Below are 22,497 nucleotides of genomic sequence, written 5' to 3' on the forward strand. Positions count from 1 at the left end.
CGACTCGGGGAGGCATGTGTGGCGGACACCAGCAGTGACGTCTGGGAGGTGCTGTCGACCGCCAGGTCGATCCGGCGGTTCACCGCCGATCCGGTGGACGACGCCACGCTGACCCGGTGCCTGGACGCCGCGCGCTGCGCGCCCTCGGGGGCCAACGCCCAGGGCTGGCGGTTCGTGGTGCTGCGGTCGGAGCGGCAGCGGGCGGTGGTGGCCGAGGCCGCCGCGCAGGCGCTCGCCGTCATCGAACCGGTCTACGGGATCACCCGCCCGGCAGCGGACGACCTCAGCCGGCGCGCCCGCGACAATCGCGCGCTCTACGAGTTGCACGACCGGGCAGGCGAATTCACCTCGGTGCTGTTCGCCCAGCAGCATTACCCGACCGCGTCGGAGCTGCTGCTGGGTGGCTCGATCTTCCCGGCCATGCAGAACTTCCTGCTCGCGGCGCGCGCGCAGGGCCTGGGCGCCTGCCCGACCAGCTGGGCGTCATACGGCGGTGAACAGCTGCTGCGCGGGGCGGTCGGGGTGCCCGAGGACTGGCTGCTGGCCGGCCACGTGGTGGTCGGGTGGCCCAAGGGCAGGCACGGCCCGGTGCGTAGGCGACCGCTGGAGACCGTGGTGAACCTCGACCACTGGGACGCCTCCGCGGGCGAGATCATCGGCGGTGCGGATTCCGTCGCCCGGCAGGCGAATGCTGAGTCTGGTTAAGCTTCTGATCATGAATGCATGCACGAATCGATCTTGGCCGAAACGATATTGAGTATTCGGGCGATCTCTAGCCGCTGATGCGGAATCCGTAGTACTTTCCGGTCGAGAACGAAGCGACCCCCCGTTCCGCGTGGAAGGTGCGCCATGCTGAGCACTGCCGATGACCATCATGCGGTCGAGCCGCGCAGTCCCGATGACGGTGTCGAATTCACCGGCAGGGCCGCCCTCGCGATGCGTCGCCATTCACCGGCCCGCGTGGTGGTGACCGTCGACGGCGAGATCGACGCCACCAACGGCCGGGCGTTGGGCCGATTCGTCGAGCGGCACACCGGCATCTCCACCCAGCTCGTCCTGGACCTGAGCAACGTCGAATTCTTCGGCTGTCAGGGCTTCCGGGCCCTGTACTACATCGGGGTGCACTGTGCGCGGTCCGACGTGGACTGGGCCCTGGTCGGCAGCCAGGCCGTACGGAGGCTGCTGCAGATCCTCGACCCGAACAACGAATTACCGCTGGTCGAAGACCTGGCCGCCGCAGAGTCGCGGCTGGACTGCCTGGCTCGCTGTCACCGCCTGGCGATGGGACGGGGCTGAGGGCTGTCGTCGTCCGTACTGACATCGGCAGATGGCGATCATGGCAAACGCAACTAACGCGATCGCCGATCACCATTCTCGGTCAGAACAGCGTGAACATGCGGTTATCGTTCTCGCATCCTGGGGCAGCGGGTTCCGGCAGCAAAGAGTGGGATCGATCATGAACCGAGACAGAATTTCCGTGGGTAGGAGAATCCCGGCAGTCCTCGCCGCGGCGGCGGGCATAGCGGCTTTCGGGCTGCTCACCACGCCGGTCGCGAGCGCACAGCCCCCCGGCCAGTGTCCCGAGGGTCAGTTCCCCACAACGGACGGATCCGGGTGCGCGGGCGTCCCGGACCCCACCAAGTACGGCTGTCCGCCCGAAGACTTCCAGTGCATGTTCGAGAAGACGCTGGGTCCGCGCTGAGGGTCGCTCGGATTCACCGCGTGGGGCCCGCTCCACGGTCGTGATGCAACGGGCATGTCAGTGGGCGCTCGTACACTCGCACACATGTTCGAAGAGTTGTCGGCGGTGCCGTTCGGGGCTGACGAAGCCCGGCTGCATGCCCGGTTGGCGGAGTTGGAGACGGCCAAGGCCGCCTGCGCCGCCGGGCAGGCCCGGGTCGCCGCTGAACTCGATGCGATGCGCCGGGCCCGCGAAGCCGCCCAGGGGGTGCCGGCGGCGAAGCGGGGTCGGGGGTTGGCCGGGGAGATCGCGTTGGCCCGACGGGCGTCGCCGAATCAGGGTGGGCGGCATCTGGGTGTCGCCCGGGCATTGGTGCATGAGATGCCGTGCACGCTGGCGGCGTTGGAGTGCGGGGTGCTCACCGAGTGGCGGGCGACGCTGATCGTGCGGGAGTCGGCGTGCCTGTCGGTCGAGCACCGCCAGCAGTTGGACGCCGAGATGTGCGGCGACCTGGCGGCGTTGGAGGGCCTGGGTGACGGCCGGATCGAGGCCGAGGCGAAGAAGATCGCCTACCGGTTGGATGCGCAGGCGGTGGTCGACCGCGCCGCAAAGGCGGTCACCGAGCGGACGGTGACGATCCGGCCCGCCCCCGATGTCATGGCGTACGTGAGCGCGCTGCTGCCGATGGCCCAAGGGGTGGCGGTGTACGCCGCGCTCAAGAATGCGGCCGACACCACCTTCGATGAGCGCAGCCGCGGCCAGGTGATGGCCGACACCCTCTATGAGCGGGTCACCGGTCGCAGCGCAGCGACACCGGTGCCGGTGACCGTGGATCTGGTGATGTCGGATCGGGCGCTGCTGGGTGGGGATGGCGAGCCGGCGCACCTGCAGGGCTATGGCCCGGTCCCGGCGCAGATCGCGCGGCAGATGGTGGCTGATGCCGCGGGTGCGGGTGTGGCGGCGTTGCGCCGGCTCTATGCGCGGCCGGCGTCGGGGGCGTTGGTGGCGATGGAGTCGCGGTCGCGGTGTTTCCCGAAAGCCCTGGCGCGGTTCATCGATCTGCGTGATCAGCGGTGCCGTACGCCGTATTGCGATGCCCCGATCCGCCACCACGACCACGCCCACCCGCATCACCGGGGTGGGGCGACGAGCGCGGTGAACGCCCTGGGGGACTGCGCGCGGTGCAACTACGACAAGGAGGCCCCGGGCTGGCAGGTCAGCACCGGCGAGGTCGACGGCGTGCACACCGCGCAGTTCGTCACCCCCAGCGGGGGCCGCTACCGCTCCACCGCGCCGCCGGCGCCGGGGAAACTCGACATCCTGGTCAAGCGCCCGCAACAGCGGATCACCTGCGGCGCGGCGCTACTCAAGAACCGGCTGCACCCAGACCCGGGACGATATCGCCCACGTCGAACGTGACCGGCTACCGGCCGCCGACGGTGATCATGTCGGACACCAGCTGGGTCCATCCCGGACGCCGGACCCGGTGCTGGTCGACGAGGGTGAATCCGGCGTCGGTGAACAGCGTGCGCATCTGCGCGGGCGACGGGTTGTGCGCCGGACTGCGGCGGCCCAGCGTCAGCCGGTCGAAGGGCGCCGGCAGATTCGGATTGATCGTGGTGACGGCGACCAGCCCGCCGGGCGCGAGCACGCGATGGAACTCGCGCAGGGCGGCCGGCTGGTCGAAGAAGTGGAACGCCGAAGTGGTGACGACCGCGTCGAGCGCACCGTCGTCGAACGGCAACCGCTCGGCCGGTCCCTTGCGCCAGTCGACCTTCGCCGACCGGGCGTGTGCCTGCTCGAGCATCCCGTCGGACATGTCGACGCCATAGATTTCGTCGGGCCCGAGCTCGCGCTGGATGCGATCAGTGAGAATACCTGTGCCGCATGCAATGTCGGCTATCCGCCGGGCGCCGTGGGTGCGCAGCCGGTCGACCACCTCGTTCTGCGCGGGGCGGTACACCAGGCGTTGCAGGAGCTGCTGGTCGTACAAGGGCGCGGCCACACTCCAGAATCGTGTGATCGCGTCGTTCAGTCCCCTGCGCGTTTCCGCCGCCACGTGTATCGCCTCCGAATCGCCTCGACGCTCCACAGTACCGAGGCGGCCTGTGGGCGCTTGGTCAACGTGAGCAGTCCGCCTTGAGGGCGACCCTGCGGGAGTCGGCCACCGCGAACGGGTTCTTCCCGTCCTCGTCACGCAGGACGAAACCGGCCTGCCTCCGCGGGTTTCGATCGGTACCGGCGCATTCGGCCCCGTGGGTCTCGAAGGTGGCAATGGAATGCCCCGCCGGTCCGGCGGCCGCCGCCGTCGGTGCAAGGATCGTCGCGCAAGCCGCCGCGGCGATACCGGCGGAGATCAACAGGTGGGTCCTCATGGTCGTGCCTTCCATTCGTTGTGACTGTTCAGAAGGCTCTACGAGGTGGGACGCGAAAAGGTTCACCGCGCCTGGCCGACTTCTCGCGTTGACTTTGCGATGGGAGTGCAGAAGTGCGAGTGGAGGACGCCCTCAATGCAAAGTCAACGCAGAGGAGGCGTGGGCAAGGCCTGCGCGCCCTGGGCGCTGAACGCGTCGAACATCAGGCTCAGGTAGCGCCGGCGCACCGCCTTCGGCTGGTTCATCGCCACCGACGCGGTGGTCACCATCGCGACGAAGTTGACCACGTCGTCCGCGGTCAGGTCCGCCCGCAGCAGTCCGGACTCCTTGGCGTGCGCGATCATCGCCTCGAACTGCTCGCGGTCGCGGGTGAACAGGTCGACGGTCAGCTCGGCCAGATCACCCATCGAGGCGAGCAGCGGCCGCTGCTCGAACATCGCGTCCTCGAGACGGGCCAGCGCGTCGATGAACGCCTCGCGCGGCGCGTTGTCGCCCAGCGCGGTGATCGTCGGCCGGATGTCATTGACGACGATGTCCTCGTACACCGCGGCGGCCAGCGCGCGGCGGTTCGGGAAATGCCGGTACAGCGTCGCGTTGCCGACGCCCGCGGCCTTGGCCACCTGGCTCAGGGTCGCGGAAGTGCCGTCGCGCGCGAAGATCTCGCGCGCGGCGGCGATGATCCTGCTGACGTTCGCGAACGCGTCCGACCGTTGGTGAGCTGTGCGCGCCACATTCAAATGGTAGCGCGCTCCCATTTAGCGCGGTGCCGATTCAGGCGTCGGTCTTTGCGGTGATCGAGCTGATCGCGTCGACCACCGCCTGCGGGGCGTCCTGGGCGACGAACGTCCGGGCATCCGGCACCTCGACCCAGGTGGCGTCGGGGAACAGCGCGGCGAGGCGCCGTCCGAGGGCGGGGGTGAAGCTGCGGTCGAGCATGCCCCACACCACCGTGACCGGTTTGGTGAAACGGGGCAGCCGCGACGCCACGTCGGTGAGGTCCGTCTTCGCGACGTTGCGCAGCAGCCTCGCGAGTTCCCGCCGGATCCGCGGATCGTTCTGGCACGGCGCCACCCATGCCGCGGTGAGTGTCGGATCCGTCCGGAACAACATTCCGAAGCCGATCGGGGAGTGGCGCAGCGCAGTGATCCTCATCAGGTTCATCAGCAGCTTGATTGACAGATTTCCGCGCAGCGTCGCGAACACCAGGTTGAACGGGAAAGGCGGGAACTTGTCGAACGCGTCGCAGTTGGTCAGCACCAGCCGGCCGACGGACTCGGGATAGGCATCGACCACCAGCTGGCAGATGCCGCCGCCGGTGTCGTTGCCGACCAGGGTCACGTTCTCCAGCCCGAGCGCGGCGATGGTGTCGCGGACCATCGTGGCCACCCCCATCGGCGACAGGTCGGCGCGATCGCCCGCGGGGCGGGTGTGCGATCCGAGCGGCCAGTCCGGCAGCACGCAGCGGAACCCCCTGCGCGCCAACTCGTCCGCGACCCCCGACCACAGCCGGTGATCGACGAGGATGCCGTGCACGAACAGGACCGGGGGATGCGGGGAGTCCTCCGGGCCGACGACGCGGTAGTCGAGGGTGGTGTCCTTCAAGTTCAGCTGAGGCATCTCGGATATCCTTCGATCGGCATTTACAAACACTCGGTATGAAAGTTACGTGCAGACTGTATGAAAGTCAACGGTTCCCCGGACGGCCGGCCCGTGCGCCGCACTCAGGCGGAGCGCACCGCCGAGACCCGCGCGCGGCTGATGGCGGCCGGACGCCGACTGTTCGCCGACCACGCCTTCGCCGACGTGTCCACCCAGCAGATCGTGGCGGCGGCCGGTGTCACCCGGGGCGCCCTCTACCACCAGTTCTCCGACAAGGCGGCGCTGTTCGAGGCCGTGTACGAGCAGGTCGAGGAGGAACTCGTGGCGAGCATCGCCGAGGCCATCGCCACCGCGGCGCCCGGGGACCAACTCGAGGCGATGCGGCACGGCGTCCGGCTGTTCCTCGACCACTGCGCCGCCCCGGACGTGCACCGGATCGTCCTCGTCAACGCGCCCGCGGTGCTCGGATGGGAGCACTGGCGCGAGGTCGGGTCGCGGTACGGGCTGGGGGTGATCGAGGCGATGCTCTCGCAGGCCATCGCCGACGGCGTGCTGCCCGAGCAACCGGTGCGGCCGACGGCCCACGTGCTCCTCGGCGCGCTCGACGAGGCGGCGCTGTACGTGTCCCGCGCGCAGGACCCCGAAGCCGCGCAGCGGGACATGTACGAGGTCTGCGACCGCATCATCCGCGGGATCGCCTCGCGGTGACCACAGCAAACCGGGCCGACGTGTTGAGAGCCGACGCGGAGGGTATGCCAAGCGCGCTATGAGCGAACACCGACCATGGAGCTGACCTGGTGGCCGGTCGCGATCGCCGGGTTCGCACTCCTGGCCGTGGTTGTCGGCCTGGCCGTCCTGCTGCCGATGGCGCACGCGCCGCGCCGACTGCGACCCCTGGCCAACGTCGACCGCCTCACCCGGCTGCCCGAGTACGCCAGGGCGGCGCGCGTCCGCCGGGCCTCCGCGCTGGCCACCGTGCTGATGCTGGCGGTGCTCTTCGGCGCCGCCGTGATCGCGGGCGCCCGGCCCGTGGACGTGCGCGCCGCCGAGGAGAGCCAGCCCGAGGAGGTGATGCTCTGCGTGGGCCAGCCCGCCACCGATCCGGCCACCGCCGCGTTCCTGTCGTACTTCGCCGGACAGGTCACCACCGGACCCGGCACCGAACGCATCGGACTGACGTCGTCCAATCGGCGGGTCGTCCCGCTCACCCGCGACTACCAGTACGCGGCAGGCCGATTCAACGACTACGCCGGCCTCGAGCCGGCATCGGACCTGGCCGGCTCGTTCGCGCCCGCGGTCACCTACGTCGACTATGCGCGCACCGTCGAGGACGTACTCGCGCTGTGCCTCACCGGATTTCCGACGGACGGGCCCGCGACCGCGTACCGCCGCTCGCTGATCTATCTCGGGCCCAGCGTGTTTCGCACTGACGGCGCCGAGCCCGGACTGTTCACCGCCGACCAGGTGGGCGACCTCGCGTCCGATGCCCGCGCGCAGGTGAACATCGTCGCAGTGGCCGATCCCACCGAGTCGTCCCGGGACGCCGACGCCGCGCTCGAGGACCTCGTCGAACGCACCGGCGGGCAGTTCTTCCGTCAACTGCCCGCGGGCGTCGGCGGCGGCGCCGACCAGCTCACCACCCGGCTGGACGCCATCCGCGCCGACCCGCCGCCCGCCGTCCCCGCCGACAGCGGGCTGTTCAGCAAGCTGCCCGGCGAGTCGCCGACCGTGCCGTTGACCGTGGCGCTGCTCTCGGCCGCCGTGTTGTCGGTGGCCCTGGTGGTGCTTCGCCGATGAGCGCTTGCGCGAAGAGGAGACGGCACCGATGAGCGTCGACCCCGTCCTGCCCGGGCCGATCCTCGCGGTGGTGGCCGCCGCGCTCGTCGTCGCCCGGCTGGTCACCCTGCGCCAGGTGTTCGTGGCCACCGGCGCGCAGCGGCGCGCGGCGGCGCTGCGCTGGATCGGCCTGACCCTGGCGGTGCTGCTGGTGCTGGCGGCGCTGGCCCGGCCCGGGGCCGGCACCGTCGAATCGGACAACGCCGCCGCGGCGCCGGCAGGCGGGCCGAACGTCTTCTTCGTGGTGGACCGTTCGGTGGACTCCGGCGTCGCCGACTACGACGGCAGGCCCCGGATCGAGGGCATGCGGACCGACATCGAGACCCTCATCGAGCGCTACCCACAGGCCCGGTTCGCCATGATCTCGTTCGCGGCCCGCCCGTCGCTGGACTGGCCGCTGTCCGACGATGCGTGGAGCCTCGAACCGGTGGCCGCCGCGCTGACCCCGTATGCCGACCCGCCCGACGCGACGGCGCAGGTCAACGTCGCCGCTGCCGCGAATCCCCTGCGCTACCAGCTGATTCAAGCCGGCCAGCAGTATCCGCAGTCCCGCAACCTGGTCTTCTACCTCGGCTCCGGCGCGGGCGGGTCGGAGGCGCCACAGGGCCGCTTCGAGCTGGAGACGGGCATGGTCGACGGCGGTGCGGTGCTCGGCTACGGCACACCGGGACCCGACGGTGGCGCGCCGCTCGACGAGGCCGCGCTGCAGCAGGTCGCCGACCAGCTGGGTGTGCCGTACGCCCGGCGAGACGCGGGACCGCCGCTGGAGAGCGTGCTGCCCGCGCCGTCGTCCGCCGACACCGAGGAAGCGCAGAACGCCCCGCGCACGGAGTGGTACTGGTTGTTCATGCTGCTGGCCGCCGCGCTGGCACTGGCCGAGATCTACCTGATGGTCCGCGAGCTGCGCAGGCACCGGGCGGCCCGGCGGGCGGTGACCTCGTGACGCGCCGGCGGGGGCCGGCCCCGCGGCGGCTGAGACTGCGCAGGCGGCTGTTGCTACTCTCCGCGCCGGTGGCGTTGCTCGCGCTGGTGGTCGCGCTCAAGCTGGTCACGATGGTGGCGGCGGGGAGCTCGGCCGTCGACGACTACGCCGAGGGCGACCTCGACGGCCTGTCCTCCGACGTGTCGGTGCTGCAGTTCGGCAACCTGGTCGAGACCGCGAAGGCGCCGTTCGCCGCGGGCACGCTTGCGGTGCTCGACGGCCGCCTCGCCGACGCGGACGCCGAGTTCGCCGAGGCGCTGCGCCGCACCGACGCCGCGCAGTCCTGCCCGGTGCGGGTCAACCTCGAGCTGGTCCGCGAGACCCAGGGCGACCTGGCCGGCTTCGCCAGGGACCCGGTGGCCGCCCGCGAGCGCTACACCAGCGCGCTGGCCGTCGTCGAAGGCGCACCGCCGGAGTGCTTCGAAGGCAACACCGACCCGGACGAGGAGCGCCGCGCCATCCGCGACGACGCCGCCGAACGACTGGCCGCGAAGATCAGGAACGCCGACGCGATGCCGCCACCACCACCGCCGCCTCCGCCTCCGCCGCCCCCACCGCCACCGCCACCACCCCCGTCGGCGGGGTCACCGACCGAGGACGAGGAGCAGCGGCCCGACGACCCGCGACGGTTGGACCCACGCGGCGGCGATCCGCTCGAGCGGTTGAAACGGGTGCTGCGGGATGCGGCCGGCGCCGCTGCGGCGGGCTGAGCAGGTCAGACGGTGGCGTCGCCGTCGCGCAGATCGGCCAGCGCGTCGTCGAGCGTGGCGTGCAGCGGGAACACGTCGTCCAGGCGCGTCAGCTGGATCGGCCGGGCGGTGACGGGGCCGCTGGCCACCACCGCGTAGCGCGCCGACCCACTGACCTTCTCGTGGGTGGCGACCAGGATCTGCAGGCCCACCGACGCCAGGAACGTCACCTCGGAGAGGTCGATGATCAGGGCGGCGGGACGCTCGTCCACCAGGCCCGCGACCACTTCCTCGAGGGTGGCGGAGGTGGCGAGATCGACCACGCCGCCCACGGCGAGCACCGCGATGCCGTCGACGTGCTGCACCGAGGTGGAGATCGCTTGCGAAGCTGACAACTGCCGTCCTTACGTCGCCATCCGCCGGTGGGCGGACGTTGGAAGCCTAACCGTCTCGGGCAACACGGAAAAAATACTTCACCGGAAACGGGCCCACCACCGGGATAGGCTCGTCAGGTGACTCGCGCGCCGGGTGCGCGCATGCGCTGGCCGGGAGAGCACATGACCGAGATGTCGACCGATTTCACCGCCGCGGGCACGCCCGGCATTTCCACCGAGGGGCTGTTGCCGCAGCTGGTCAAGCATCTGCGGCAGAACCGCACGGTGCTGCGCGAGGAGTGGGCCCGCCGCATCACCGCCGCCGAACTGCTCACCGCGATGACGCCGGAGGAACTCTTCTCCGAGGCGACCGCGGTCTACGACAACTACGTCGAGGTGCTGGAGACCGGCAGCGTGGAAGCCCTGCAGGCCTACGCCCGCGACCTGTCCGAGCGCATCATCCCGCGGGGCGTCGAGACCGACGAGGTGCTCGGCATCGTGCTGCTGCTGCGCGACGTGCTCGCCCGCTCGCTGTTCGAGAAGTACCAGACCGACTTCGACCTGCTCAACCGCGTGCTCGACGCCTACGAGCCGGCCGCCAACCGCATCGCCAACACCGTGGGCGTCAGCTTCGTCCAGGAGCGCGAGCGCATCATCCGCCAGCAGCAGGAGGCCATCCGCGAGCTGTCCACCCCGGTGCTGCAGGTGCGCGAGCAGCTGCTGATCCTGCCGATCATCGGCGTGCTCGACAGCCAGCGCGCCCGCCAGGTCACCGAGCAGCTGCTGCGGGCCATCCGGGCCAACCGCGCCAAGGTGGTGGTCATCGACATCACCGGCGTCCCGACCATCGACTCCACCGTCGCCAACTGGTGCAGACCGTCGACGCGTCGGGCCTGATGGGCGCCAGCGTGATCATCACCGGGCTGTCCTCGGAGATCGCCCTGACGCTGGTCACCATCGGCCTCGACCTGTCGAAGATGAACGCGGTCGGCGACCTGCAGGGCGGCATCGAGGAGGCAGAACGCCTGCTCGGATACGAGGTGAGCCGCACCGGCGAGCAGAACGGCTGAGCGCGCCGACTGCGCCGCAACCACTTCCATGCCGGTACCCATCCTCAAGCAGGGCGCGATCCTCATCGCGACCGTGCAGGCCGCGCTGACCGACTCCGACACCGAGCGGCTGCAGCACGACCTGATGGAACGGGTCAGCCGGTTCCGCGCGCAGGGCATCATCGTCGACGTGACCGCGATCGACGTGATGGATTCCTATGCGGCCCGGTCACTCCGGACGATCGCGCACATGACGCGGCTGCGCGGCGCCGACACCGTGATCGTCGGCCTTCAGCCCGAGGTGGCCTTCGCGATGGTGCAGCTGGGCCTGGTCTTCGACGGCATGCACACCGCACTCGACCTGGAGGAGGGGCTGGCGCTGCTGCACCGCCGGGCGCCCGGCGACGAACGGCCGCGACGGTGACACCGCCGCGGTCGGCGGACTTCGTCGTCGACGTCAACGACTCCGACGACATCGTCACCGCGCGTCAGGCCGGCCACGAACTCGCACGCCGGCTGGGCTTCTCGCTGACCGACGTGACGATGGTGGCCACCGCGATCTCGGAGATCGCGCGCAACATCACCAGCTACGCAGGCCGCGGCGAGGTGCGGGTGGGGGTGCAGTTCCGCGACGGGCGCAGGGCGCTGGTGGTGCGGGCGGAGGACGACGGCCCCGGCATCGCCGACATCGACCGCGCACTGGAGGACGGCTACTCGACCGGCCGCGGCCTCGGCCTCGGCCTGCCCGGCGCCCGGCGGCTGATGGACCGGCTGATCGTCGAGTCGACACCGGGGCAGGGCACCGTCGTCGAGATGTGGAAGTGGACGCCCGACGATGGCTGAGACGATGGCCCAGCACGGCCGGCTCGGCCCGATCGAGTGGGCGGCGGCGGCGCGGCCGGTGGCCGGTCAGATGGTGTGCGGCGACCTGTCGGTGGCGGTCGGGGTCGGCCCGCACGCCGCGCTGTTCGGCGTCATCGACGGCCTCGGGCACGGCGAACCCGCGGCCGCCGCGGCCCGGTGCGCCGAGCGGGTGCTGCGGCACGCCGACGACCGGCCGCTGGACGACCTGATGGCGCAGTGCCACCGGGAGATGACCGACACCCGCGGCGCCGCGATCACGCTCGCGCGCATCGACTTCGGCGCGGGCATCCTGCAGTGGGTCGGCGTCGGCAACGTGTCGGCGGACCTGGTCGCGCGCGCGCCGAGCGGCGTCGACACCTGCTCGTCGGCCCGGCTGCTCGGCGGCATCGTCGGCTACCGGCTACCCGAGATCGCCGCGCCGGAGGGCCTCCCGGTGCGGCCCGGCCACCTGCTCGTGATGGCCAGCGACGGCCTGGACGAGAACCGGCTGCAGGCACTCGATTTCGCGGCACCCGCCGACACCCTCGCCGAGCAGATTCTGCACCGGCACGGCAGGGACGGCGACGACGCGCTGGTGCTGGTGGCCCGCCACCGCGGGACGGCGTCATGACCGACGAGTTCCGCTCCGCCTACGCCGACGCGCTGCGCGCCTATCTGGCCGGGCGCGACGAGGCGACACTCGAGGTCGGCCACGAACTGGGCCGCCGCGCGCTGGCCGAGCGGATCAGCACGCTCGACGTCGTGGAGAACCACTTCCGGCTGCTCGAGGGGGGCGACGCCGGGGCGGAACCGGCTGCGGCACTGCAGTTCCTGCTCCAGGCGCTGGCCGCCCTTGACGTGGCCACCCGCGGATTCCTCGACGGCACCCAGCGTTACGAGCAGCAGCGGGCCCGCGCCGACGGCCTCGCCGACCGCGACCAGTTCCGCCGCGCACTGGTCAACGCACTGCAGGAAGGCTTCTTCATCGCCGACGGCGACGGCGCGGTGGTGGAGATCAACGACGCGTTCACCGACATCACCGGCTACGACGCGGCGGGCCTGCCCTACCGGTGGCCCTACCCCTGGCTCGCCGACCAGGCGCTGGCCGCCCGGCAGCTCAACCAGCTGACCGAGGCCGGGGACATCCAGTCCGAGACGGAGATCCGGCGCCGCGACGGCACCGCAGGCTGGGCCGCGGTGAGCATCAACGTGGTGCCCGCCGCGGGTAGGAGCCGGGAGGCGTACGTCGGCACCATCCGCGACGTCACCCTGGCGCGGGCCGCCTCGGAGCGCGAACGGCTGCTCGCCCGGCTGGCCACGGCGATCGGCTTGGCCAAGAGCATGGCCGAGGTGCTGGCGATCACGCTGGACGAATGCCGCACGGCGATCGACCTGCAGCGGGTGCTCACGGTGACCTGGCTGTCCGCCGACGAGGAGCCCGCGGTCCGGGCGGCCGGTGAGCCGGCAGGCACGGAGTGGTCCGACCTCGACCCGGCCCTGCAGGTCACCCTGGGGGAGGCCCGGCAGTGGCCGCCGCTGACCATCGAACCGGTGTTGCCGCCCGATGATTCGGACACCGCCTGCGGAATCGTCGCCATGCTGCCCGGCGCCGGTGACACGGCGGTGGTGCTCGAACACTTCCGGCCCCGGCAGCTCAGTGCCGACGACCGGCTGCTGCTCACCGCGCTGGTGGGCCACCTCGGCCTGGCGGTCCAGCACGTCCGCCAATTCGAGGCCGCGCGCGAGGCGTCGCTGACCCTGCAGCGGGCGATGCTGCCCACCACCAGCCCGCCCGCCGGGTTCGCGGTGCGTTACGAACCGGCCGTCGCGCCGCTGGAGATCGGCGGCGACTGGTACGACGTGCTGCCGATCGGCGACCACGACATCGGCATCATCGTCGGCGACTGCGTGGGGCGCGGGCTGCCCGCCGCCGCCGTGATGGGTCAGCTGCGCAGTTCGGCGCGCGCGTTGCTGCTGACCGGCGCCGAGCCCGCCGTCCTGCTCGAGGAGCTCGACTCGGCGGCCGCGCTCATCCCGCACGCCTACTGCGCGACGGTGTTCCTCGCCATCCTCGACATCCGGACCGGCGAATTGCGCTACAGCAGCGCCGGTCACATGCCCGCGGTGCTCGCCGTCCCCGCGTCGCCGCCCGCCGTGCTCTCCGACGCCGGGGCGGTGCCGCTGGCGGTGCGGCGCACGGGACCGCGCCCGCAGGCCACCTGCACCCTGCCACCCGGTTCGGCGCTGCTGCTCTACACCGACGGCCTGGTGGAACGGCGGGACGCGCCCATCGACGACGGTATCGACCGCGTCACCCGGGTGCTGGCACGCGAGATGTCCTCACCCGCCGACACCATCGCCGACGCGGTGCTGCGCGAGCTGGCGCCACCGTCGGGATACGACGACGACGTCGCCGTGTTGGTCTACCGCCGGCCGCCCGCACCGCTGCACCTCGAGATCGCCGCCACCCCCGCCCACCTCGGCCGGGTCCGCACCGAGCTGACGGCCTGGCTGGCCGAGGTCGGGGCGGGCGAGGAACTGGTTACCGACGTCGTGCTCGCGGTCAACGAGGCGTGCACCAACAGCGTCGAGCACGGCTACCGCGACGTGGCCGCCGGCGTGATGATCGTCGACGCCGCGGTGTGGGGCGACGAGATCGTGGTCCGGGTGGTCGATTTCGGGGCCTGGAAGATCCCCGACGCGAAACCGCGCACCCGCGGCCGCGGGCTGCCGATGATGCGGGCGGTCAGCGCACGCGTCGACCTCGGGCCGTCGGCGGCAGGCACCACCGTCGAGATGGTGTTCCGGCTCACACCCGGGTGATCGACGGGAATACTCGCCGCCGAACCGGGTAGCCCGACTAACCATGGCGACATTCCTGTATCGCGTCGGGGGCTTCGCGTACCGCCGCCGGCTGCTGGTGATCGGACTCTGGGTGGGCCTGCTGCTGGCCGCGCTGGCCGGCACCACACTGGCCCAGCCGTTCCAGAAGGACTTCTCGCTGCCGGGCTCGGCGTCACAGCAGGCGAGCGACCTGATGGACCAGAAGTTCCCCGCGCAACGCGACATCGACGAGATGGCGCAGGCGAAGGTGGTGCTCCAGGCGCCCGCCGGCGCCACGCTGGACCGCCCGGAGACCGTCGCCGCGGTCGACAGGCTCGTCGGGGAGTTGCGCGGGCTGCCGCACGTGCAGGGCCAGACCCTGGTGAACCCGCTGACCACGCCCGCGGGTGCGACGAGCGTCAGCAAGGACCGCACCATCGCCTACCTGGACGTGAGCTACGACCAGAAGTTCGTCGACGTGTCCAAGGACCAGATCGACGCGCTGGAGTCCGTGATGGCGAAGGCCCGCGACGGCGGGTTGACCGTCGAGGGCACCGGCACCCTCTACAACGGGCAGACCCCGCAACAGGGCCCGTCCGAGGCCATCGGATTCGCCGTCGCGCTGGTGGTGATGGTGATCGCCTTCGCCTCGGTGGTGGCCGCGACCCTGCCGATCATCACCGCGCTGTTCGGCGTCGGGATCTCGATCGCCCTGATCACCGGCGCGACGTCGCTGGTCGACATGGACTCCTCGGCGCTGATGCTGTCGTCGATGCTCGGCATCGCGGTGTCGATCGACTACTCGCTGTTCATCGTGTCGCGCTACCGCAACGAACTCCGCGTCACCGACGACCGCGCCCACGCCACCGGCCGGGCCGTCGGCACCGCGGGGTCCTCGGTGGTGTTCGCCGGCCTGACCGTCGTCATCGCCCTGGTCGGCCTGACGGTCGTCGGCATCCCGATGATCTCGGTGATGGGCCTGACCGCGGCGCTGGCGGTAGTGATGGCCGTGCTCGCGGCGGTGACGCTGCTGCCCGCGTTCCTCGGACTCTTCGGCCACCGCGCCTTCGCCGGCCGCATCAAGCGGCTGCGCCAGGGCGACGAACCGGACACCGCTCCGACCAACGGACTGCGCTGGGCCAAACTGATTGCCGCACATCCCGTTCCGGCGATCATCGCCGTGGTGCTCGCGCTCGGCGTGATCGCACTGCCGACCACCAAGCTGCAGCTCGGGATGGACGTGGCCGCCACCGGCGACCAGAAGAACGCCGTCAAGCTGCTCGACCAGGGCTTCGGCGAAGGCATCACCGGCCCGTTGATCGTCGTCGCCGACGGCGCGGGGGCCTCCGCGGCCCCGGCCGGCTACCAGGCGCTCGCGAAGGAGATCCAGGCGCTGCCCGACGTGCAGATGGTCGCCCCGCCGCAGCTCAACCCCGACGGCACCGGTGCGCTGATCAGCGTCATCCCGGCCAGCGGGCCGAGCAGCCCGCAGACCCAGGCCCTCGTCGACTCGATCCGCGGTCTCGAGCAGGGCATCACCGACGCCACCGGCGTGCAGTTCGGCGTGACCGGGCAGACCGCGATCCTGTCCGACCTGTCCGAATCGATGACCAAGGCGCTGGTGCCGTACCTGGCACTGGTGGTCGGGCTGGCGTTCCTGGTGCTGACGCTGGTGTTCCGTTCCCTGCTCGTACCTCTCACGGCGACACTGGGATTCGTGTTGTCGATCGGTGCGACGTTCGGCGCCACCGTCGCGGTGTTCCAGGAGGGCTGGTTCGGGCTGGTGTCCGACCCCGGGCCGATCATCAGCTTCCTGCCCATCTTCCTGATCGGCATCGTGTTCGGCCTGGCGATGGACTACCAGGTGTTCCTGGTGACGCGGATGCGCGAGAAGTTCGTCACCGGTGACACCGACCGCACCGCACAGGAGGCGGTCATCACCGGGTTCCAGCGCAGTGCGCGGGTGGTCAGCTGTGCGGCAGTCATCATGATCTCGGTGTTCGCGGCGTTCATCCTGTCGCCCGACTCCGTGGCCAAGTCGATGGGCTTCGCGCTGGCCGTCGCCGTGGTCTTCGACGCGTTCGTGGTGCGGATGGTGTTCATCCCCGCGGTCATGTCGCTGCTCGGGGAGCGGGCCTGGTACCTGCCGGCCTGGCTGGACCGGTTGCTGCCCGACGTCGACGTCGAGGGCGACAAGCTGAGCACCGACGCCACCGAATCCCGCGAGCAGGTGCCTGCCTAGAGCACCGGCCACTCGCCGGTGAAGTGTTCGGCGACCAGGCGGCCCGCCAGCGGATAGTCGCGCAGCGCCGTCGTCATCAGTGCCGCGAGTTCGGTGATGGCAGTGGCGTCCGCGCCGCGGGTGCGCAGCAGGTCGGCGATCCACGCGGAGGTCTCGGCGACCGGGCGGGGATCTCCGGTGAGCAGGGCGGCCGCCACCGCGTGCAGCGCCTGGTGCAGCGCGTCGTCGGCGACGTCGAGCACCCGGCTGTCCGCGTCCGCCTCGCGGGTCAGCGACCACCGATCGCGCAGCAGCGCGACCAGGCGCCGGTGATCCAGGTCGAGGGCGGATTGCTCGGCGACGGCGTCGGCGGGCAACGGGCCTGCAGGCGGCACCACCGCGGGCAGACCGGCGAGCACCGCGACCGCCCCGTGAGCGTCCGGCGCCCATGCCGTCGCCCCCAGCGCCGTCGCCCGGACGTCGTCGTAGCCGAACGCCGGTCCGCCGACCACGACGGGCACGCCCGCGCCGGTGCCCGCCTCGATGAACCGCCGCGTCGTCGGCAGCGAACCGAGAATCGAGCAGCTCACCGCGATCGCATCCGGGCCGAGATCCTGCAGGTGCTGGCTGAGCCGCAACGGCGTGGTGGAGGCGCCGAGCAGCGTGCTGTCCCAGCCGTTCGCGCGCAGCGCGCAGGCGATGATCATCGCGGGCAGCGCATGCCACTCCCGCTCGGCGCACGCCACCAGCACGCGGCCGTGGGTCACCGGCACCTGCCGGACGTGCCCGGCCACCGCCGTCGTCGCCGCGACCGCGATCGCGGTGGCAGCGTGCTCCTCGGCGACCGTCCACTCCCCGCGCTGCCAGCGTGACCCGACGGTGCGCTGCGCGGTCGCGACGACGTCGGTCAGCACCGCCACCGGATCGGCGCCGTCGGCCAGCAGGCGGGTCACCAGTGCGGTCGCGGCCACTGCATCGTTGGCCGAGAGGGCCTGCTCGTAACCGTTCAACGCGTCCGTCAGGACGGCGGTGTTCACCTCCCGCACGTCACCGCGAGCAGCGCGATGTCGTCGTGCGGGCCGCCGTCGACGAATTCGATGACGTCCTGCTCGATGGCCTCACAGACCACCGCGGGCGCGGCGCCCGCGTAGGCGGGCAGCAGGGCCGTCAGCCGGTCGACGCCGTAGAACCCGTCGGCGCCGCGGGCCTCGTCGACCCCGTCGGTGAACATCAGCAGGGTGTCGCCGCGCTCCAGGCGCAGCGTCGCCGTGCGGTACGTTGCCTGCGGCGCCAGCTTGATGGCGGTGCCGAAGATCTCGACCTGCTCGACGTCACCGCAGGCACGCAGCACGATCGGCGCCGGGTGGCCCGCCACCGCGATCTCGACGTCGGCCCCACCGTCGGCGGACGTCCGGACCCGCGCGCAGACCACGGTGACGAACTGGTCGGAACCCGGCTCCCACAGCACGTGATTCAGCGCGCCGAGCACCACGGCAGGCCGCGGGTCGAAATAGGCGGCGGTGCGCAGACTCTGGCGGGTCTGACCGGTCAGCGCGGCGGCCTCGACGCCCTTGCCGCAGACGTCACCGAGGGCCAGCAGCCAGTCGCCGTCGGCTCCGTACACGTCGTAGAAGTCGCCGCCGATCTCGAGGTGTTCGGCCGAGGGCCGGTATCGCGCGGCCAGCCGGATGTCGCCCGCCTCCGGGAGTGCGGGCGGCCGCAGGCTGCGCTGCAGGATCGTCGCCACCCGCGCCCGCTCCTCGTAGAGGCGGGCCGAGTCGAGTGCGACCGCCGCGCGGGAGGCGATCCGCTCCGCGAACGCCACCTCGTCGTCGTCGAATCCGCGGCCCTGGCCGCGGGTGATCATCAGCACACCCACCGTCGCCCCGCGGGCGGTCAACCCGAGCAACAGCACGTCGGCCGGCCGCAGCGCGTCCACCTGCTCGCGCAGCCGCGGATGCCGGATGATGCCGAACATCCCGTGCTCGGCAGAGCCCGCCGGGTCCGCCCCGATCCCGAAGTGCAGCAGCTCGCGGTGGCCGGTGCGTAGCACCCGGTCGGTGGCCAGGCCGTCCACCACCGATCGTGGCACCACCTCGGTGAACGCCACGTCGTCGCCGCCGTGCACCTCCAGCCCGCCGGTGCGGTTGTCGGGCATCACCAGTGCGGCCCAGTCCGCGATCGCGGGCCGGATGAGGCTGAGCACCCGCAGCACGGTCCTGCGGTAGTTCAGCGAACCGGCGAGATTCACTTCGACGGACTCCATCAGCGTGCGGCGCTGCACCGCTGCCACGGTCTCCGCATGGATCGCCGACGGCTCCTGCGCCATCCGGTTACTCGCCATCGCCATTCACCGTAGCCGCACTCGCTGCGCCTCATCATCCGACGAGTGCTGCGGTCGGATACGCTGTGAGCCGCCGTCCGAGCCGCTGGGTCCGATGGCGGCGATTCCCGGGTTCAGCCTGCAGCCTTCTTTCCTTCTGTGCGCGTCGTCGACGGCGCCGAGACGAGGTGGGCTGTGACCGCTGAAGACCATCGTGAGGAATGGGTCGGCAGCGTCGTCGTCGTGCGCGCGTCCGGTGCGATCGACATGCTGACCGCGCCGGCGTTGACCGAGAAGGTGCGTGCGGTCGTCGCACAGCGGCCCACCGCGGTGATCATCGACCTGACCGACGTCGAGTTCCTCGCCTCCGCCGGCATGCAGGTCCTGGTCAACACCCACCACGAGGTCACGCCCGCGATCCGGTTCGCGGTCGTCGCCGACGGTCCGGCGACCAGCAGACCGCTGAAGATCACCGGGCTGACCGACGTGATCACGCTGTTCCCGACACTCGACGGTGCCCTGGATCACGTCAGACCGTGACCTCCCGCGGCGAGTGACTCCGCGGGGAAGCGGGTAGCCCATCAAGACCATGTCTTTCGCACACGCCTTGACCGACAGCGCGGACGCCGCCTTCGTCCGGACCGTGGCCGCCGATGCCGGCGCGGTGAGCAGCTTGCGGGAGGAGTTCTCCCGGTGGCTGCGGACCGGTTTCCGGCTCGACGCGGTCCGGTACAGCGACATCCTGCTCGCGGTGAACGAGGCTATGGCCAACGCCGCCGAGTTCGCCTACCGCGACGGCGGGCGGGACCGGACGTTCTGCCTGCAGGCCCACCGCGACGGTCCGGGCGTCCTCGCCGTCACCGTCGCCGACCGTGGGAGGTGGCGGGAGGCCGCGCCCGCCTCGAGGACATCCGCGCGGGGCCGCGGCATCCCGCTGATGCGGGCACTCGCCGACCGGTTCGCCATCGATCCGTCGCCGCAGGGCACCCGGGTGTATCTGGGCTTCGACGGGTGCGCCGCCATGTTGAGCCCGGTCGCATCGGCCTGACGGGAAATTTTTCCGGCACTCGGTTTGGTTGCCCAGTGCAGTGGGAACGAGACGCCCACTGGGCAACCACCCCGATATGGAGTCACACCGTGACGATCGCATACCTGCACGGTCAAGCATCCGCGTGCCGGCCGCCGATCGCATCGCGGTTGACGGCTGTCGGCAGCACCCGCGGGCGCGGGACGTCACGGCGCACCACGGTTCGGGTGCGCGGCGAGGTGGACGCCGCGAACGCCAAGGAGTTCGCGGTCGCGGTGTACGAGGCGATTCCCCCGGCCGCCCGGTCCGTCACCCTCGACCTCAGCGATCTGGATTTCATCGCGGTCGACGGCATCGCCGCCCTGCACGCGATCAACGCCCACCTGACCCGCGGCGGCGCCACGTGGCACGTGGTGCCCAGCCGGGCGGTGAGCCGCATCCTCGACCTGTGCGACCCGGTGGGCCTGATCCCGCGGTCGATGCCCGAACGGGCCCGCGGCGCCACCGCCTGAACCGTTGACCGCCCCGCCTGCGGGCTGCTAGTCATACACGGGACGCATTGTTGAGCGATCGCTCAGTGCGAGCAGGGAGCCATGATGACCACCGCCGCCGCGGTCTATTACGACCCCTACGCCATCGACATCGTCAACGATCCGTACCCGACCTACGCGCGACTGCGCGAGGAGGCGCCGCTCTACTACAACGAGCGCTACGACTTCTGGGCCGTCTCCCGGCACGCCGACGTCGAGGACGCGCTGTCGAACTGGCAGACGTTCTCGAACTCCCGTAGCGACATCCTCGAACTCGTGCAGTCCGACTTCGACATGCCCGAGGGCGTGATGATGTTCGAGGACCCGCCCGTGCACAGCATGCTGCGCGGCCTGATGTCGCGGGTCTTCACGCCGCGCCGGATGGCCGAGATCGAGGACCAGATCCGCCGGTTCTGCATCGGCTGCCTCGACCCGCACGTCGGCACCGACGGCTTCGACATCATCGCCGAACTGGCCGCCATGATGCCGATGCGGGTGATCGGCATGCTGCTGGGAATCCCCGAGTCCGAACAGGTCTCGGTGCGCGACGCCAACGACGCCAACCTGCGCACCCAGCGCGGCGCGCCGATGAAGGTGGTCGCCGCCGACAGGATCGCCGACGGCCGCATCTACGCCGACTACGTCGAGTGGCGCTCGCACAACCCCTCCGACGACCTGATGACGGCGCTGCTCAACGTCGAGTTCACCGACGCCGACGGCGTCACCCGCAAGCTCACCCGCAAGGAGGTGCTGCACTACACGCAGGTGGTTGCCGGTGCGGGCAACGAGACCACCGGCCGGCTGATCGGCTGGCTGGCGAAGGTGCTCGCCGAGCACCCCGACCAGCGCCGCCGCGTCGCCGAGGACCGCTCGCTGCTCAACCGCGCGATCGACGAGACGCTGCGGTTCGAGCCGACCGGCCCGCACGTCGCGCGGTACCTCGCGCGCGAGCACGAGCTGTACGGCACCACGGTGCCCGCGGGCAGCGCGATCCTGCTGCTGTTCGGCGCCGCCAACCGCGACCCGCGCCGCTACCGCGACCCCGACACCTTCGACATCGGCCGCGACAACATCAGCCACCTGACCTTCGGCAAGGGCGTGCACTACTGCCTCGGCGCCAACCTCGCCCGCATGGAAGGCCGGATCGCCCTCGACGAGCTGCTGAACCGGTGGCCCGAGTGGGGCATCGACTACGACAGCATGGAACTCGCCCCGACATCCACGGTCCGGGGCTGGGAGCGGTTGCGGATCGTGGTGTCCTAGACCGATGACCACGACTCCCGAGGATTTCCTCGCCCTCACCCACGCCAAGGGCCGCTACTGCTACACCCTGGACACCCGCGACTGGGCCGGGTTCGGCGATCTGATGACCGACGACATGGAGCTCGACGTCAGCGACGGCGGCACCGGCGTGCCCGTCATCACCGGCCGCGACGCCGCCGTCGACATGATCCGGTCCTCGCTGACCAACGCCCGATCCGCCCACCAGGTGCACACCCCGCTGATCGAGGTCGACGGTGACGAGGCCACCGTCGTGTGGGCCATGCAGGACCGGGTGGTGTGGGAGAACGGTCCGGCACTCACCGGTTACGGCCACTACCACGAGCGGTGGGTCCGCCAGGACGGCGCGTGGAGGATCAAGGCGCTGCGGCTGACCCGGCTGATCATGGAGTTCAGCACCCCCGGGTCCTGACGGCCGCGCGCGCAGCACGCCCGCCGACCGGGACAATGGCGTAGGTGAAGTTCGATCTGCTCACCCCCGGCATCGAAGTCGGCTTGGTGACCACGAATCCCGACCCCATGGTGGCGTTCTACGAAGGCTTCCTCGAACTGGAGTTCCAGGGCGAGCTCGAGTTCCCCGGCGGCACGCAGCGGCGCTACACGCTGGGCAACGGCGTGCTCAAGCTGGTGACCTACGACCCGCCGCCGCCGCAACCCGCGGCGCCGGGAGGCGGGCGGGCACAGGCCGGGGTCCGGTACTTCACGATCGGGGTGCAGAACCTGCGGGCCGTCGCCGAGGAGTTCGCCGCGTCGCCTTACGACATCGTCGAACCGCTGACGGAATTCGCGCCGGTGCCGGGGATGGGCTGGATGTTCGTCGCCGACCCCGACGGCAACTGGATCGAACTGTTCGGGACGCTGTAA

Annotated in this window: 25 protein-coding genes and 2 pseudogenes; 20 read left to right on the plus strand and 7 right to left on the minus strand. The window is 71.0% G+C overall.

Going from position 1 to position 22,497, the window contains the following annotated elements; genetic code table 11:
- The first annotated feature begins 48 nt into the window (after positions 1 to 48).
- The 4 genes from AB0K11_RS22860 to AB0K11_RS22875 all read left to right on the plus strand — a co-directional run bounded on the left by AB0K11_RS22860 (position 49) and on the right by AB0K11_RS22875 (position 3,100).
- Positions 49 to 705, plus strand: a complete 657-nt coding sequence (locus tag AB0K11_RS22860; RefSeq protein ID WP_364983123.1) for a nitroreductase family protein — start codon at positions 49 to 51, stop codon at positions 703 to 705.
- 144 nt (positions 706 to 849) lie between these two features.
- A complete protein-coding gene (locus AB0K11_RS22865) occupies positions 850 to 1,296 on the plus strand; it encodes an STAS domain-containing protein (protein WP_364982292.1) in 447 nt (148 codons plus the stop codon).
- 181 nt (positions 1,297 to 1,477) lie between these two features.
- A complete protein-coding gene (locus AB0K11_RS22870; protein WP_364982294.1) occupies positions 1,478 to 1,702 on the plus strand; it encodes a hypothetical protein in 225 nt (74 codons plus the stop codon).
- 84 nt (positions 1,703 to 1,786) lie between these two features.
- Positions 1,787 to 3,100, plus strand: coding sequence for a DUF222 domain-containing protein (locus AB0K11_RS22875; protein WP_364982297.1), 1,314 nt, complete (start codon positions 1,787 to 1,789; stop codon positions 3,098 to 3,100).
- A gap of 4 nt (positions 3,101 to 3,104) precedes the next feature.
- On the opposite strand, the gene AB0K11_RS22880 is transcribed toward AB0K11_RS22875, so the two are convergent.
- The 4 genes from AB0K11_RS22880 to AB0K11_RS22895 form a co-directional block, all read right to left on the minus strand.
- The gene (locus AB0K11_RS22880) at positions 3,105 to 3,740 is read right to left on the minus strand and encodes a methyltransferase domain-containing protein (RefSeq protein ID WP_364982300.1); all 636 of its coding nucleotides are present in this window, start codon (positions 3,738 to 3,740) and stop codon (positions 3,105 to 3,107) included.
- Positions 3,741 to 3,801: 61 nt separating this feature from the next.
- Positions 3,802 to 4,056, minus strand: a complete 255-nt coding sequence (locus AB0K11_RS22885; RefSeq protein ID WP_364982303.1) for a hypothetical protein — start codon at positions 4,054 to 4,056, stop codon at positions 3,802 to 3,804.
- Between the two features lie 143 nt (positions 4,057 to 4,199).
- On the minus strand, positions 4,200 to 4,787 hold the full coding sequence (locus tag AB0K11_RS22890) for a helix-turn-helix domain-containing protein (protein WP_364982306.1): 588 nt from the start codon (positions 4,785 to 4,787) through the stop codon (positions 4,200 to 4,202).
- Positions 4,788 to 4,827: 40 nt separating this feature from the next.
- Complete coding sequence (locus AB0K11_RS22895; RefSeq protein ID WP_364982309.1) at positions 4,828 to 5,673, minus strand: alpha/beta hydrolase; 846 nt, start codon at positions 5,671 to 5,673, stop codon at positions 4,828 to 4,830.
- A gap of 60 nt (positions 5,674 to 5,733) precedes the next feature.
- Between AB0K11_RS22895 and AB0K11_RS22900 the strand changes: the two genes are divergently transcribed.
- The 4 genes from AB0K11_RS22900 to AB0K11_RS22915 all read left to right on the plus strand — a co-directional run bounded on the left by AB0K11_RS22900 (position 5,734) and on the right by AB0K11_RS22915 (position 9,183).
- Positions 5,734 to 6,363: a TetR/AcrR family transcriptional regulator gene (locus tag AB0K11_RS22900; RefSeq protein ID WP_364982312.1), complete on the plus strand. Its 630-nt coding sequence runs from the start codon at positions 5,734 to 5,736 to the stop codon at positions 6,361 to 6,363.
- 75 nt (positions 6,364 to 6,438) lie between these two features.
- Entirely contained in the window at positions 6,439 to 7,452 is a 1,014-nt protein-coding gene (locus AB0K11_RS22905) for a hypothetical protein (protein WP_364982315.1), read from the plus strand.
- Between the two features lie 28 nt (positions 7,453 to 7,480).
- Positions 7,481 to 8,434: a VWA domain-containing protein gene (locus tag AB0K11_RS22910; protein ID WP_364982318.1), complete on the plus strand. Its 954-nt coding sequence runs from the start codon at positions 7,481 to 7,483 to the stop codon at positions 8,432 to 8,434.
- The gene (locus AB0K11_RS22915) at positions 8,431 to 9,183 is read left to right on the plus strand and encodes a hypothetical protein (protein ID WP_364982321.1); all 753 of its coding nucleotides are present in this window, start codon (positions 8,431 to 8,433) and stop codon (positions 9,181 to 9,183) included. The genes AB0K11_RS22910 and AB0K11_RS22915 overlap by 4 nt, the downstream gene beginning before the upstream one ends.
- A 5-nt stretch (positions 9,184 to 9,188) precedes the next feature.
- Here the strand turns inward: AB0K11_RS22915 and AB0K11_RS22920 are convergent, their stop codons facing one another.
- Positions 9,189 to 9,557: an STAS domain-containing protein gene (locus tag AB0K11_RS22920; protein ID WP_364982324.1), complete on the minus strand. Its 369-nt coding sequence runs from the start codon at positions 9,555 to 9,557 to the stop codon at positions 9,189 to 9,191.
- A gap of 162 nt (positions 9,558 to 9,719) precedes the next feature.
- On the opposite strand from AB0K11_RS22920, the pseudogene AB0K11_RS22925 reads away from it, so the two are divergent.
- The 6 genes and pseudogenes from AB0K11_RS22925 (at position 9,720) to AB0K11_RS22950 (ending at position 16,493) form a co-directional block, all read left to right on the plus strand.
- Positions 9,720 to 10,606 (plus strand): annotated as a pseudogene (locus AB0K11_RS22925) (STAS domain-containing protein).
- A gap of 28 nt (positions 10,607 to 10,634) precedes the next feature.
- A pseudogene (locus tag AB0K11_RS22930) lies at positions 10,635 to 11,007 on the plus strand (STAS domain-containing protein); the annotation flags it as partial.
- Positions 11,006 to 11,428 carry an anti-sigma regulatory factor gene (locus AB0K11_RS22935; RefSeq protein ID WP_364982327.1) on the plus strand — a complete coding sequence of 141 codons (423 nt, stop codon included), beginning with the start codon at positions 11,006 to 11,008 and terminating at the stop codon, positions 11,426 to 11,428. The pseudogene AB0K11_RS22930 and the gene AB0K11_RS22935, both read left to right, overlap by 2 nt.
- Before the next feature lie 4 nt (positions 11,429 to 11,432).
- Complete coding sequence (locus AB0K11_RS22940; RefSeq protein WP_364983126.1) at positions 11,433 to 12,059, plus strand: SpoIIE family protein phosphatase; 627 nt, start codon at positions 11,433 to 11,435, stop codon at positions 12,057 to 12,059.
- Positions 12,056 to 14,251 (plus strand): SpoIIE family protein phosphatase, encoded by a 2,196-nt coding sequence (locus AB0K11_RS22945; protein ID WP_364982330.1) that lies wholly within the window; start codon positions 12,056 to 12,058, stop codon positions 14,249 to 14,251. The genes AB0K11_RS22940 and AB0K11_RS22945 overlap by 4 nt, the downstream gene beginning before the upstream one ends.
- A 43-nt stretch (positions 14,252 to 14,294) precedes the next feature.
- Positions 14,295 to 16,493, plus strand: coding sequence for an MMPL family transporter (locus tag AB0K11_RS22950; RefSeq protein WP_364982333.1), 2,199 nt, complete (start codon positions 14,295 to 14,297; stop codon positions 16,491 to 16,493).
- Here AB0K11_RS22950 and AB0K11_RS22955 read toward each other — a convergent pair.
- Both AB0K11_RS22955 and AB0K11_RS22960 read right to left on the minus strand, forming a co-directional pair.
- On the minus strand, positions 16,490 to 17,509 hold the full coding sequence (locus AB0K11_RS22955) for a cobalamin-dependent protein (RefSeq protein ID WP_364982336.1): 1,020 nt from the start codon (positions 17,507 to 17,509) through the stop codon (positions 16,490 to 16,492). The two genes, AB0K11_RS22950 and AB0K11_RS22955, sit on opposite strands and share 4 nt — an antisense overlap.
- Positions 17,506 to 18,816 carry a GAF domain-containing SpoIIE family protein phosphatase gene (locus AB0K11_RS22960; protein ID WP_364982339.1) on the minus strand — a complete coding sequence of 437 codons (1,311 nt, stop codon included), beginning with the start codon at positions 18,814 to 18,816 and terminating at the stop codon, positions 17,506 to 17,508. Before AB0K11_RS22960 ends, AB0K11_RS22955 begins: the two co-directional genes overlap by 4 nt.
- A gap of 174 nt (positions 18,817 to 18,990) precedes the next feature.
- Here AB0K11_RS22960 and AB0K11_RS22965 point away from each other — a divergent pair, with 174 nt between their 5' ends.
- The 6 genes from AB0K11_RS22965 (at position 18,991) to AB0K11_RS22990 (ending at position 22,497) form a co-directional block, all read left to right on the plus strand.
- Positions 18,991 to 19,335: an STAS domain-containing protein gene (locus AB0K11_RS22965; RefSeq protein ID WP_364982342.1), complete on the plus strand. Its 345-nt coding sequence runs from the start codon at positions 18,991 to 18,993 to the stop codon at positions 19,333 to 19,335.
- A 49-nt stretch (positions 19,336 to 19,384) separates the two neighbouring features.
- Positions 19,385 to 19,843, plus strand: a complete 459-nt coding sequence (locus AB0K11_RS22970; protein ID WP_364982345.1) for an ATP-binding protein — start codon at positions 19,385 to 19,387, stop codon at positions 19,841 to 19,843.
- 89 nt (positions 19,844 to 19,932) lie between these two features.
- Positions 19,933 to 20,334, plus strand: coding sequence for an STAS domain-containing protein (locus AB0K11_RS22975; RefSeq protein ID WP_364982348.1), 402 nt, complete (start codon positions 19,933 to 19,935; stop codon positions 20,332 to 20,334).
- Between the two features lie 84 nt (positions 20,335 to 20,418).
- Positions 20,419 to 21,615: a cytochrome P450 gene (locus tag AB0K11_RS22980; protein ID WP_364982351.1), complete on the plus strand. Its 1,197-nt coding sequence runs from the start codon at positions 20,419 to 20,421 to the stop codon at positions 21,613 to 21,615.
- Positions 21,616 to 21,619: 4 nt separating this feature from the next.
- A complete protein-coding gene (locus AB0K11_RS22985; protein ID WP_364982354.1) occupies positions 21,620 to 22,045 on the plus strand; it encodes a nuclear transport factor 2 family protein in 426 nt (141 codons plus the stop codon).
- A 44-nt stretch (positions 22,046 to 22,089) separates the two neighbouring features.
- Positions 22,090 to 22,497 (plus strand): VOC family protein, encoded by a 408-nt coding sequence (locus AB0K11_RS22990; RefSeq protein ID WP_364982357.1) that lies wholly within the window; start codon positions 22,090 to 22,092, stop codon positions 22,495 to 22,497.

It is taken from the genome of Mycobacterium sp. NPDC050551 (assembly GCF_040674075.1).
Classification (GTDB): Bacteria; Actinomycetota; Actinomycetes; order Mycobacteriales; family Mycobacteriaceae; genus Mycobacterium.